Below are 12,764 nucleotides of genomic sequence, written 5' to 3' on the forward strand. Positions count from 1 at the left end.
AACCTGCTGCGGACTGAAGTCCGCGCCCCACAAACGAAAAGGCCTGCGCCCATGGTTTCATGAGAGCAGGCCGATTTCGGGTGAAGGATGTTTGATTACTTCAAGGTCACGACGGCGCCTGGAAGGGCCTTTTTCAGCTCTTCGACGCCGGCGGGTGTGGCCTTGGTCTGGAAGACGGTGACGCTCTTCAGGCTCTTGATGGAGGCGAGATGCTTCAGGCCTGCATCCGTGATCTCAGTGTTGAAGAGATTGATGCTCTGCAGGTTCTTCAGCGCGGTGAGGGACTCGAGGCCTGCATCGGTGATCTTGGTCTGGCGCAGGTCCAGAGCGGCCAGGCGCGTGAGTCCGGCCACTTTCTTCAAGCCTGCATCCGTGATGATGGTGCGGCCGAGATCGAGCTGGGCGAGGTGATCTTTGATGGGAGTGAGGGCATCGAGCTTCGCATCATCACACTTCGAGACACCGGTGAGGAAGTCAGCACGGAGCAGTGGGCTGTCGAGCTTGAGCTGGAAGACCTGGGCACCACCGGCCTTGGCTTTGGCAATGTCAGCTTCAGCGGCAGGCTTCAGGCCTTCACCGAGCTTGGCATAGAAGAGATCGTGCTCGCGTGGCTTCACTTCCTTGGCAGCCGCGGCGGCCACAGCCTCAGCGGGGGCGCCTTCCATGTTGCCTTTCCAGGTGCCGAAGTCCGCACCGGCTTGGATCCACTCTTTGAGCAGCTTGATCTCCGCCTCGGTCATGGGGTCACCCTTCGGTGGCATGAAGCTGTCATCGTCCTTCGGCAGGGTCACGACTTCAACCATGTAGCTCTTGGCCAGATCCTTGGGCACCACGGAGGGGCCGGTCTCGCCGCCTTTGAGCATGGCCCAGGCGGCATCGAGGCGGAGCTCACCCTTCGGGTCCTTCTTCTTGCCATCGACCACGGTGGGTGCGCTATGACAGTCGAGACACTTCTTCTGAAGCACAGGCAGAAGGTCTTTTTCAAAGTTCACCGCAGCTCCCACCTGGAACACAGGCAGTGAGATGGTGGCGAGAATGAGTGGCAGGGAACGATGGACAGTCATTGGCGTGGAGGGTGGTGATGGTGGATGAAGGGATCGGGGGAACCATGATTCATCTCGCCACCGGTGGAAACGCCTTGCCTCGGGGCGTTTTTTCCAGGAAAACAACTTCTAATCTCCGCAGCCATGCCACCGCCCGTCACCACTGATACCGCCCTGCGTCGTTCAACACTGGCCATCGTCATGGGAGGAGGGGCGGGAACCCGCCTCTTTCCACTGACTAAGGATCGTGCCAAACCTGCGGTGCCTCTTGCAGGCAAATACCGCCTGGTGGACATCCCGATCAGCAACTGCATCAACTCCGGTGTGAGGCAGGTCTTTGTGCTGACTCAGTATAACAGCATGTCGCTGAACCGGCACATCGCCCGCACCTACAAGTTTGACCAGTTCACGCGCGGCTTTGTGGAGGTGCTCGCGGCTCAGCAGACTCCGGATGGTGAGCGCTGGTATCAGGGCACGGCAGATGCGGTGCGCCAGAACCTGCGTTACTTCATCGAGAACGATTACGACTACTATCTCATCCTCAGCGGTGACCAGCTCTACCGCATGGACTTCCGGGATGTGATGCAGCAGCACATCAAGTCAGGCGCTGAGCTCACCATCGCCACGCTGCCGGTGAATGAGCGGGATGCGAAGAGCTTCGGCCTCATGCGCGCGGATGCCGACGGTCAAATCCGCGAGTTCGTGGAGAAGCCGAAGGATCCTGAAGTCTTGAAGGCCTTCCGCATGTCTCCAGAGACGCTCAAGGAACTGGAGCTGGATGTGGATGAGCCGCGCTATCAGGCGAGCATGGGCATCTATGTCTTCAACCGCCAGACGCTGATCGAGTGTCTGGACAACGATCACATGGACTTCGGGAAGCACATCATCCCGACGGCCATCCGTGACCGCAAAGTCTTCACCTACAACTTCCAGGGCTACTGGGAGGACATCGGGACCATCCGCAGCTTCTTTGAGGCGAACCTGGACCTGTGCAAGCTGGTGCCTCAATACGACTTCTTTGATTCCCTGGCTCCGATCTTCACGCATGCGCGCTTCCTGCCGGCCACGAAGATCAATGGCGCCACGATCCGCGAAGCCTTGCTCTCCGATGGCTGCATCATCACGGATGCGCATGTGGAGACCGCTGTGGTGGGCATTCGCTCCATCGTGGAAAGCGGCACGACGCTGCGCGAGGTGATCATCATGGGGGCCGACTACTATGCGGGCGCTGCGGGCACGGACCCTGGCAGGCCTGCACCAGGCATCGGTCATAACTGCCGCATCGAGCGCACGATCATCGACAAGAACGTGCACGTCGGTGACAACACGGTCATCACACCGCACGGCAAGCCGGAGAACATGGATCACGAGCTGTATTGCATCCGTGATGGCATCGTGGTGATTCCAAAGGATACCGTGATCCCTGCGGGGACGTGGATCTGATGAGATGATCCAGAGATGATGCTGTGTGCCGTGGTGATGAGCCACGGCACTTGCGTTTGAGCCTCTCTCAATAATAGCACGCAGGGCCGCGGCCGTAGCCATAACTGGCGGGGTAACCGTAGCCTGAGTAGCCGCCATATCCATACCCGGAATAGCGGGAGCTGTGATGATGGTGGCGGTTGTTATTGCTGCTTCCGAGGCCATAAGCCAGGAGGCCGACTGCGGCGGCACCGAGGACGGCGGTTCCTGGATCAACGACTGGTCGCGGATTGCCGTAAGCGTCATAGGCGGTGGTGCAGCTGGCACCCAGGATCACGGCGAGGCTGGCGAGGACGAGACGATGAAGTTTCTTTTGCATGGCACTTCATCAGACGAGGGGCCTCGCGGGCTATTCGAGAATCCTGCGAAATTTGTTAGACGTGTTTTCCACGCCAAAGAAAAACCGGCAGTGGAACGGGTCCGCTGCCGGTTTCGTTGATGGATTCTCTAGGGAGGATCGAATTACAGAGCCTCACCCACGGCGTAGCGCACGAAGCGGCGCACGACGAGGTTTTCACCCAGCTCGGAGATCTTGCTCTTCACGAAGTCACCGATGGTCTGGTCGGGGTTCTTGATGAAGGCCTGCTCCAGAAGGCACTGCTCAGCGAAGATCTTGTCGATCTTGCCCTGAACGATCTTCTCGACGATGGCCTCGGGCTTGCCCTTGACCTGATCGGCGGCGATTTCGCGCTCCTTGGCGATGAGGTCCGCGGGGACTTCTTCACGGGAGAGGAACTTTGGATTCGCAGCGGCGATGTGGAGGGAGATGTCCTTCACGAAGGCCTGGAAGTTTTCGTTACGGGCCACGAAGTCGGTCTCGCAGTTCACCTCGATGAGCACGCCGATGCGGCCTGCCAGGTGGATGTAGCTGGCGATGATGCCTTCTTTGGTCTGGCGGTCGCCTTTGGTTTCAGCCTTGATGGTGCCCTTCTTGCGGAGGATCGTCTCGGCCTTTTCCAGGTCGCCTTCAGCTTCTTTGAGGGCCTTCTTGCAGTCCATCATGCCCGCGTTGGTCTTTTCGCGGAGAGTCTGGACGAGTTGTGCGGTGATTTCAGCCATGTGTGAAAAAAGAGATGAGGGGTGAATTACTTCTTCTCACCGGCAGCAGCGATGACGGGGTCGATCAGCTTCTGCAGGATGATGCGGATGGAGCGGATGGCGTCGTCGTTGGCGGCGATCGGGTAATCGATGATGTCTGGATCGGCATTCGTGTCGACGAGGGCGACGATCGGGATGCGCAGACGGCGGGACTCGTTCACGGCGATGTGCTCGCGAGCGGAGTCGACGATGATGACGGCATCAGGATACTTCTCCATGCCACGGACGCCGCGGAGGTTGCGCTCCAGCTTGATGCGCTCACGGTTCAGGGAGGCCAGTTCCTTCTTGGACATGGCTTTGAACTCAGGCTTCTTCTCGATCTCCTCAAGGTAGCCGAGGCGGGCCACGCTCTTGCGGATGGTCTCGAGATTCGTGAGGGTGCCACCGAGCCAGCGATGGTTCACGTAGAACTGGCCGCAAGCTTCAGCAGCTTCACGGATGGCCTCCTGGGCCTGGCGCTTGCAGCCCACGAAGAGCATGCGCTTGCCTTTGCGGGCGAGTTCGGCAAGGAAGCCGGCGGCGACTTCGACCTGCTTGACGGTCTCCTCGATGTTGAGGATGTGGATCTGGTTGCGGGAGTCGAGGATGAACTGCTTCATCTTCGGGTTCCAGCGCTTGGTCTGGTGACCGAAATGGACACCAGCTTCGACGAGTTCGGCGAGGATTTGGGACATGTGATGTATCTAAGGTGCTTGTGTTCCGCACACACGCTCAGCGGGGCGTATGCTCAAGGCAGTGAGCCTTGATCCGGAAAACCTGCGGGTTAAGGTTTGCTGAAAGACCCCCATCCGGCAGTGGCCGGGCAGAGGGGCGCGCATGGTAGGGGTGAAGAGGCGGGCGGCAAGCGGTTTTTCCGGCACAAACGGGGTATTCTGGGCCGCAAACCGGGGGGGCGCCGAGGGAAGATGGGTGTTTTGAGTCGGAAGGTGGTTTCGGGTGTCTGGATGACTACTCTGTTAGCAATTTCTCACTTTTTCGGGTGCCAGGATGGTAACTCTGTTAGCATTTGAATACTCTGTGACTGCGTTGACCATTCCAGCCCCCGTTTTCCCCTGGCCCCTTCTCATGCGTTTTTTCCGTCTGCTGCCTGCCGCCCTCCTGCTGCTGCCTGTTTCCTGGTGTGGGGCCCAAAAACCTGAGGAACTCACGGAGCATACCAGCGCGACCATGGCGGAGAGGTTCGTGGCCGTGCCAGGATCGTCCGTGCTCTTTGCCCTGCATGAGACCACGGTGATGCAGTGGGAGGCTTTCCTGGAGAGCTCCAAGTATGCCTGGAACTACAAGCCCTACTTTGAGCAGGGGGCGGATCATCCCGTGGTGGGAGTGACCTTGCAGGACGCCAAGGCCTTCTGCGCCTGGCTGACGGACAAGGAGCGCGCAGACCAGAAGCTGAACATGGCCCAGAGCTACCGCCTGCCCACCCAGGCCGAGTGGGATGCTGCCGTGGCGCTGCTGAGAACCCGAAAGGTGGATCTCACCGTGGATGAGCGCGTGCAGGACGAGCGCATCTTCCCCTGGGGCATGCGGTGGCCGCCACCGCCGAAAGCGGGGAACTTTGCTGAAGGAGAGATCCCGGGATACGAGGACGGTTTTCCCTTCACCTCGCCCGTGGGCAGGTTCGCTCCCTCGAGCGAAGGGCTCTACGACCTGGCGGGAAATGTCTGGGAATGGTGCTGGGATGTGCAGATCCGCGCCGAACAAGAAGGTGTGCTGCGCGGCGGCTCCTGGGCCTATTTCCGCCCGGAGTGCCTGCGCTCGGACTACGTGTACCGCGTGCCGGCCACCATGCAGATGCCGACCATCGGCTTCCGCTGTGTGTTTGAGGACAAGCAGCGCAGCGCCGCTCTGCTGGCGGTGATGGAGCAGAGCCGCCAGAAGATCCGTGATGAGCGCCGTGAGCAGATGATGGGCGGTCCGGTGGACAAGGCGGAGGTCGAGGCCATGCGCAAGAAGATGGCGGGCGAGGAGGTCTCCGTGCTGCCTGATCCGGCGAAGCTGGCCCCCGCCGCCGCCGGGAAACCTTTCATGAACTCCCTCGGCATGGATTTCGTGCCCGTGGGTGGAAAGCTGCTCGCAGGCAGCCAGGAGGTGCGCATGCAGGACTTCGAGGCCTGGCTGAAGGCCGCGGGCAGGACCTGGGAGGGGAAACCATCTTTCTTGTTAGGTGGCACGCATCCCGCCGCAGGGCTGAGCTGGCAGGACGCGCATGATTTTTGTGAATGGCTGACGAAGCGTGACATCGGCTTCAAGCTCATCCCTGAAAAGGCCGCCTACCGCCTGCCCTCGGATGTGGAGTGGAGCCAGATGGCCGGGCTCAAGGACGAGGCAGGCGCTGATCCCGCGGCGCGCGCCGGCGCTGTGAAAGACCACTTCCCCTGGTCTGCGAAGGGGGATTTCCCGCCGCCGCCCATGAGCACGAACCTGGATGCGCTGAAGGTGCCTGAATACTCGGACAGCTACTCCTACACCGCTCCCGTGAGCACGGAAGCGTCTAACGAAATGGGTGTTTCAGGCCTCGGTGGCAATGTGTCGGAGTGGTGTGGAGACTCCTGGCCGGGAGATGACACGGCGCGCGTGGTGCGTGGCGGTTCCTGGCTGTCTTCAGACAAGGACAAGCTGCTCACCTCCGCCCGCCGGCGCACTCCTGCCGCCAGCACCAGCCCGGACATCGGCTTCCGCGTGGTGCTGGAGCTGCCAGCGCCGTGATTTCCTCATCCCGCCTGCACCATGAGCCAGGACAATCTACCTCAGGAACTGCTCGCCAAGCCTAGCAAGCCCTGGCTGACGTGGGTCATGGCCGGTCTGCTGGTGATGGGCGTGGCATCCTGGTGGTTAGGCCCGCCGCTCATGCGCAAGGGCAGTATCTTCATGGCCCGTCACCATGCGGCCAAGGCCGTGGATTTGATGGAGAGGCAGGAGTGGGGGCAGGCTCAGGCTGCGCTGGAGAAGGCCCGCGCGTGGAAGGCGGATGACCCGAAGGTGCTGCGGGCGCTGGCAGACTTCCTCACCGCCACTCAGTCAGATCCCGTGAGCACCCTGCATTATCTCCGTCTGCTGGAGGTGATCGGCCAGATCACGGAGGCGGATTTGCTGCGGATGGGCCAGCTCTATGTGCTCCAGTCGGACGCGGCGAACGCGGAGGCGACCCTGGCCAAGCTGCCAGCCGCCGCACGCGAGCGCAGGCCGGCGCTCGAGGTCCTGGCAAATGTGCAGCGTCTGCAGGGGCGTGCTCAGCTCGCGGCTGACACCCTGCGCCGCGCTTTGCTCCTGGACCGGCATGATCCCATGTGCCGCCTGCGTCTGGCCATGCTTGACCAGAGCGCTGCCTTCCCGGAGATCCGTGACCAGGCCCGTCAAAGCCTCTGGGATCTGACGAAAGGGAAAGACCAGGCCGCGCTGCTGGCCTTGGACAATCTTGCCCATGATCCACGACTGACTCCCACGGAGGCGGATCAGCTGGTCGCGGCCATGGAGGCGCATCCTGACAGGACCGAGGAGGTGCGGCTGGCCGTCCTCTCCGGTCTGCTGCGTGCCCGGCCGGAAAGGAAGAAGGAGATCGTGGATGCCGAGATCACTCACATGCAGACGGTGCTGCCTGAGCAGCTCCTGCCGAACCTGACCTGGCTGCTGCAGGAGAAACAGCCGCAGCGCATCGTGGAGTTTCGTCCGCGTGACTTTTTTACCAAGTCCTCCCTGCTTATCCAGGCCTACCTGCAGGCGCTGGGAGACCTGGGGCGCTGGGAGGAGGTGGACAAGCTGCTCTCACGTCCGGCGGGCATGCCGGTGTCTCCGGCTTTCATCGCCTTCTGGCGGGCCAGGGCCACGCGTCAGATCGACACGGATCCCACCCGCGTGCGCCAGCATCTCTCCGCCGTGTATGAGGCCACCGGACATGGACGTGATGGCGCCACCGCCACTGCCGCTGCAGCCCTGGCTGAGGAGGCCGGTGTGTGGGACGTGGCCGCCCAGCTCTATGAAGGGCTGGCAGAGCACCAGCCCAAGTCCCGCGTCACGATGCTGGAGAAGGTGCATCAGATGGCGCTCCGCACCCGTGACACGGAAGCCGTGCTGAGGTCCAGCGACCGTCTTCTGGCACTGCGCCCGAATAACCAACAGTATGTTCTGAGTGACCTTTATCTGCACCTCGTGTCCGGGGTGGGGCTGGAGATCCGCCGGTTGCAGATTGATCTCGGGAAGATTCCTCCGCCCGCCTCGGATGAGGACCGGCTGTGCCTGGCGCTCGCCGCCTATCGTTTCGGAGACCTCGAGGAACTGCGCAGGCATCTCGGAACGATTGTGGACCCGAAGACGCTTTCTCCGGGGCAGCGGGCGGTGCATGCCGGTTTGCTTTCCATCAGCGGGCAGGTGGGTCCGGCCTACCAGATCGCGGAGCAGGTGCCCACCGGACTGCTGCTGAAGGAAGAGGCGCGGTTCCTGGGGCGCGCGCTGTAGCGGTTCGCCTCCGCATTTCGCTTTTGCTGCCGGGCAGCGGGTGCTAGATGCGCGCCATGACTTTCTCCCGTGGTCTGCTTTCCGTCCTCGCGCTCATGCTGCCAGCCTTCGCCTCGGCCGCGGATCCCTTTGCCATCCATGTGATCGATGAATCGACAGGGCGCGGTGTGCCGCTGGTGACGCTGACGACCACGAACCACATCGCCCACATCACGGACAGCGCCGGCTGGATCGCCTTCAATGAGCCTGGCCTGATGGAGCGTGAGGTGTTCTTCCATGTGGTCTCGCCTGGATACGCGGCGGGCAAAGATGGTTTTGGTTATGCCGGCGTGCGGCTCACGCCGAAAGCAGGCGCCACGGTGGAGGTGAAGGTGATGAGGATGAACATCGCCGAACGTCTCTACCGCATCACAGGGCAGGGGATCTACCGGGATTCCGAGCTGCTCGCCAAGCCCGCGCCGCTGCCACGGCCTAACTTTAACTTCGTCATGGGGCAGGACAGCGTGCAGGCCGTGCCGTTTCATGGGCGTCTCTTCTGGCTCTGGGGGGACACGAACGTGGCGCACTATCCGCTGGGGAGTTTTCACTCCACCTGCGCCTGGTCAGACCTGCCGGAAAAGGGCGGGCTGAATCCGGATGAGGGCGTGCATCTGGAGTATCTGACATCAGAAGACGGGAAGCTCCGCAAGATGATGCCGACGAAGGAACCGGGCGTTGTGTGGATCTTCGGCATGCTCGTGGTGGCAGACAGCGAGGGCAAAGAACATCTCCTGGGACACTACGGACGCTTCAAGGACCTGGGCAAACGCCTGGAGCATGGCTTGTGCGAGTTTGACGAGTCCCAGGGCATCTTTGTCTCCAGCACGCTGCTCGGTGATGAGTTCGAGTGGCAGCACCCGGAGGGAAATGCCTTTCGCGTGAAGAATGATGAGGGAGAGTTCTTCTACTTCTCGCAGGAATTCGCCGTCACGCGTGTCCCCGCGACCTATAACGACGTGCTGAATCCAGGCAGTTATGAGGCGCTGGCGTGGTCGGAGACTGAGCAGGACTATGTCTGGCAGAAGAAACTTCCACCGGTAACTCAAAAGGGCGAGGCCAAGATGCTCGCGGACAAGAAGCTGCCCGCCGACCGCGCGCTGCTGCAGGTGCAGGATGCGCTCACCGGCAAGCCCGTGGCCATGCATCGCTCCAGTGTGAACTGGAACCCGCATCGCAAGGCCTGGATCATGATCGGCAGCCAGCATTTCGCGCCTGAGTCTGTGCTGGGTGAGGTGTGGTATGCGGAGGCCCCCACACCTTCAGGCCCATGGACGAAGGCCGTGAAGGTGGCCAGCCATCCGCGCTACACCTTTTACAATCCACGTCATCACGTGCTCTTTGACCAGCAGGGCGGGCGGATCATCCACTTCGAAGGCACCTACACGGAGACCTTCAGCGGCAATCCCGTGCCCACTCCGCGCTATGACTACAACCAGCTCATGTATCGCCTGGATCTCGATGACCCAAGGCTGGAGGTCTTGAGGAAGGCGGTGAAGTGAGAAACTGCTGCCATTATCGTGATGGCGCGGCAGCAATCATCGCTTCGAGAGCTTGGAAATCCACAGGCTTGGTAAGATGGGTGAAGAAGCCGCTGGCACGACTGCGGGCTAGATCGTCCTCCATGCCGTAACCGCTGAGGGCGATGCCGATCAGCCCCTTGCTCTTGCTGAGGGCTGACATGAGCTGGTGACCATCACCGTCAGGCAGGCCGAGGTCTGAGATGACCAGGTCAAACTTATGGTTCTCGGCAGCTTCAAAAGCAGCGGCGAGGGTTCCCGCCTCGACGATCTGATGACCCCGGCGTTTGAGCAGCCGAGCCAGCGTTGCGCGCGTGGTCTCGTGATCTTCCACCAGCAGGATGCGCCGTGGTTTGGACGGCTTGAGCATGGGGGACTCAAGACGTGGCGCAGGCGGTGTGTCGGACGTAGGAACGGCAAGCGGCAGTTGAATGCGGAAAGTGGCACCCTGGTCACGTCCATCGCTGGTCACGGAGATGTTGCCATGGTGAAGCTCCACCAGCCGTTGTGAAATGGCGAGTCCAAGACCCAGCCCTCCAAAACGAAAGCCATGATCGCCCTGGGCGAAAGCATCGAAGACACGGCCCAGCATGTCTGGCTCAATGCCGATGCCGGTGTCTGTGACCTCCACCTCGATCATGCCGGCAGGTGAGACCGGATTGTGGGTGCGCACCGTGATGGATCCTCCACGCGGGGTGAACTTCACCGCGTTCTTCAGCACATTCCAGAAGACCTGCTGCACCCGCACAGCATCCGCATGAATGGCGTGATGCTCGGCATCAAGGTGCAGGCTCAGTTCCAGCCGGTGCTCATTAGCATCGGCCAGGATGATATCACAGGCGAGACGCATGGCATCGTGCGCATCCATGGGGTGCGGGTCGAGCCGCAGCTTTCCCGTGGTGATGCGGCTGATGTCGAGCATGTCGTCGATGAGGCGCGCCTGCAGGGCAATGCCGCGGGCGATCGTCTCCATGTCGGCTCTTGCGGACGGGGACAGCGTCTCATCTTCCGCGAGTTCGCGGGAGAGCAGGAGTGCCGGGCTGAGCGGCGTGCGCAGCTCATGGGAGAGTTGCGCCAGGAAGTCATCCTTCGCACGGGTGGCGGATTCAGCGCGCTCCTTGGCCGCTTCCGCGCTCACGCGCGCGGCCTGCGCATCTTCTAACAATGAGCGTATCTGCGCATCGACTTCCCGCTGGTCCGTGATGTCCGTGTTCGTGCCAAACCAGCGCACGATCTTGCCTTCGGCATCACGGATGGGCTGGGCACGGGAGAGGAACCAGCGATACCTCGCATCCGCGCCGCGCATGGGAAAGGTGTCCTCCCAGGCTTCACCCGACATGAGATGGCTCTGCCATTTTTTCATGACACGCTCAGCGTGCGCCGGGTGCTGCACACCTTCCCATCCCAGCTCCTTCATCTTCTGTGGCGTGGCACCGGTGAAGTGATACCACCGTTGGTTATACCAGGAAACCTTGCCCTGGGCGTCCGCCATCCAGGCGAGCTGGCTCATCTGGTCCGCCAGTCCGCGAAAGCGCTCCTTGCTTTCCTGGGCAGATTCTTCAGATCTTTTACGGCCAATGGCGATGCCCGTGATGCGGGAGGCTGAGGCCAGGAGGGAGGTTTCATTCTCCGTGGCGGTGCGAGGGGCATGAAAATAAATGGCGATGGTGCCGAAGAGCTGTCCGCCAGGGGAAAGAACGGGGTGTGACCAGCAGGCAGCCAGGCCGTGCTTTGCGGCGAAATCCCGGTATTGCTGCCAGAGCGGATCGTGGGCTATGTCGGACACGTGGACAGGCGTCCTGCGGGACGCTGAGGTTCCGCAGCTTCCGTGGCCTTCTGCGATGAAGAGACCGTCGACAGCCGCATTATACTCCGCTGGCAGGCTCGCTCCAGCGCCACAGAAAAGCTGTGTTTCCTCCGCGTTCGCGAGAAGCACGGAAGCCAGAGCGCCGGGGATCACGCGCTCTAGAGACGAGGTCACCAGTTCAAAAATCTCTTCCAGTGGCCGACCGAGAGCCACGGCATCAAGCACCTCATTTTGAGCTGCGATCTGCACCTCAGCCTGTTTGCGTTCGGTGAAGTCAATGAGGGCGCCGGGAAAGCTGACGGGTCTGCCCTCTTCATCGTAACGAGCGGCACCGCGCGCGGCGACCCATCGCCAAGCTCCTGTGCTGTCACACACTCGATACTCCACCGCGTAGCTGCTGCGGGACTGGATCGCAGCGGTGATCTGCTTTTCCACCGGCTCACGATCATTTGGATGAATAGCGGCGATGTAGGCTTCGATAGGCATGCCGTCCTCCGCCTGCTCCGCCGTGAGACCGAAGAGACGGGCGAAGGTCGGATTGGTGGTCACGATGTTCTGCACCATGTCCCACTGCCAGGTGCCGACAGCACCGGCCTCCATGGCGGCCTTCGTCTGCGCTTCGGTGTCCCGCAGCGCGGCTTCGGTCGTCTTTTGTTGATGCACATCCGTGCAGTTGCCCAAGTATCCTTCAAATGTTCCGTCTTGTGCAAAGCGAGGCACTCCGCGATCAAGGATCCAGCGATGCTCCCCACTGTGATGCCGCAGCCGGTATTCCATCTCAAAAGGCTGACGCGCATCAAAAGACTGGGTATAAACCTCCAGGCAGCGCTCGAAATCATCGGGATGCACTCCCTCAGCCCAGCCATTGCCCACTTCCTGTTCCAAGCTGCGCCCCGTGAAATCCAGCCAGCCTTTGTTGAAAAAGTAACAGAGCTTGTCCGTGCTTGCGAGCCAGATGAGCAGCGGCGCTGCGTTGGCGATGGTCCGAAAGTGTTCGTCACTCTGCCGCATGGCCTGCTCGATCTGTTTCAGGTCCTGCATCGAGCCGGCATCTTCTCCTGATCCAGCGGAGAGTTGGGAGGTGATGGACATTTCCGGACGTAATTTGGAGCAAGGGTCAGGGCACCTCGTTGGTGAGGTGCCCGCAACCTAAGTTCGCGGCTCCTAAACCTGCGGATGTATGCACTCAACCTGCCCAGGGACTGAGCGCTCTGGAACTCAGGAATACACCCCACCTCATCGTGATCGTAGTCCGCTTAATAGGCGGCCTGGAATCACTTTTTTGAGCCTCGGCAGGCTAGCTGCCTCAGTCTGAGATTGTCAAAA

At 61.2% G+C, this 12,764-nt stretch carries 9 protein-coding genes; 4 read left to right on the forward strand and 5 right to left on the reverse strand.

Annotation, left to right across the window (positions count from 1 at the left end):
- Positions 1 to 95: 95 nt before the first annotated feature.
- Complete coding sequence (locus BGE01nite_RS19710; RefSeq protein WP_146852843.1) at positions 96 to 1,064, reverse strand: c-type cytochrome domain-containing protein; 969 nt, start codon at positions 1,062 to 1,064, stop codon at positions 96 to 98.
- Between the two features lie 123 nt (positions 1,065 to 1,187).
- Here BGE01nite_RS19710 and BGE01nite_RS19715 point away from each other — a divergent pair, with 123 nt between their 5' ends.
- A complete protein-coding gene (locus tag BGE01nite_RS19715; protein WP_146852845.1) occupies positions 1,188 to 2,486 on the forward strand; it encodes a glucose-1-phosphate adenylyltransferase in 1,299 nt (432 codons plus the stop codon).
- A 67-nt stretch (positions 2,487 to 2,553) separates the two neighbouring features.
- Here the strand turns inward: BGE01nite_RS19715 and BGE01nite_RS19720 are convergent, their stop codons facing one another.
- The 3 genes from BGE01nite_RS19720 to rpsB all read right to left on the reverse strand — a co-directional run bounded on the left by BGE01nite_RS19720 (position 2,554) and on the right by rpsB (position 4,297).
- Entirely contained in the window at positions 2,554 to 2,844 is a 291-nt protein-coding gene (locus BGE01nite_RS19720; protein ID WP_146852847.1) for a hypothetical protein, read from the reverse strand.
- Positions 2,845 to 2,987: 143 nt separating this feature from the next.
- Positions 2,988 to 3,584, reverse strand: a complete 597-nt coding sequence (gene tsf, locus BGE01nite_RS19725) for a translation elongation factor Ts (RefSeq protein ID WP_146852849.1) — start codon at positions 3,582 to 3,584, stop codon at positions 2,988 to 2,990.
- Between the two features lie 26 nt (positions 3,585 to 3,610).
- Positions 3,611 to 4,297 carry a 30S ribosomal protein S2 gene (gene rpsB, locus BGE01nite_RS19730; RefSeq protein WP_146852851.1) on the reverse strand — a complete coding sequence of 229 codons (687 nt, stop codon included), beginning with the start codon at positions 4,295 to 4,297 and terminating at the stop codon, positions 3,611 to 3,613.
- Between the two features lie 391 nt (positions 4,298 to 4,688).
- Here rpsB and BGE01nite_RS19735 point away from each other — a divergent pair, with 391 nt between their 5' ends.
- The 3 genes from BGE01nite_RS19735 to BGE01nite_RS19745 are packed head-to-tail and all read left to right on the forward strand — an operon-like array spanning position 4,689 to position 9,613.
- Positions 4,689 to 6,329 carry a formylglycine-generating enzyme family protein gene (locus BGE01nite_RS19735; RefSeq protein WP_170266907.1) on the forward strand — a complete coding sequence of 547 codons (1,641 nt, stop codon included), beginning with the start codon at positions 4,689 to 4,691 and terminating at the stop codon, positions 6,327 to 6,329.
- Positions 6,330 to 6,350: 21 nt separating this feature from the next.
- On the forward strand, positions 6,351 to 8,075 hold the full coding sequence (locus tag BGE01nite_RS19740) for a hypothetical protein (RefSeq protein WP_146852855.1): 1,725 nt from the start codon (positions 6,351 to 6,353) through the stop codon (positions 8,073 to 8,075).
- Positions 8,076 to 8,131: 56 nt separating this feature from the next.
- Entirely contained in the window at positions 8,132 to 9,613 is a 1,482-nt protein-coding gene (locus tag BGE01nite_RS19745) for a hypothetical protein (protein ID WP_146852857.1), read from the forward strand.
- Between the two features lie 13 nt (positions 9,614 to 9,626).
- On the opposite strand, the gene BGE01nite_RS19750 is transcribed toward BGE01nite_RS19745, so the two are convergent.
- Complete coding sequence (locus tag BGE01nite_RS19750) at positions 9,627 to 12,530, reverse strand: hybrid sensor histidine kinase/response regulator (protein ID WP_146852859.1); 2,904 nt, start codon at positions 12,528 to 12,530, stop codon at positions 9,627 to 9,629.
- Between the last annotated feature and the right edge of the window lie 234 nt (positions 12,531 to 12,764).

This window comes from Prosthecobacter gellanilyticus, from assembly GCF_007992435.1.
Lineage (GTDB): Bacteria > Verrucomicrobiota > Verrucomicrobiia > Verrucomicrobiales > Verrucomicrobiaceae > Prosthecobacter > Prosthecobacter gellanilyticus.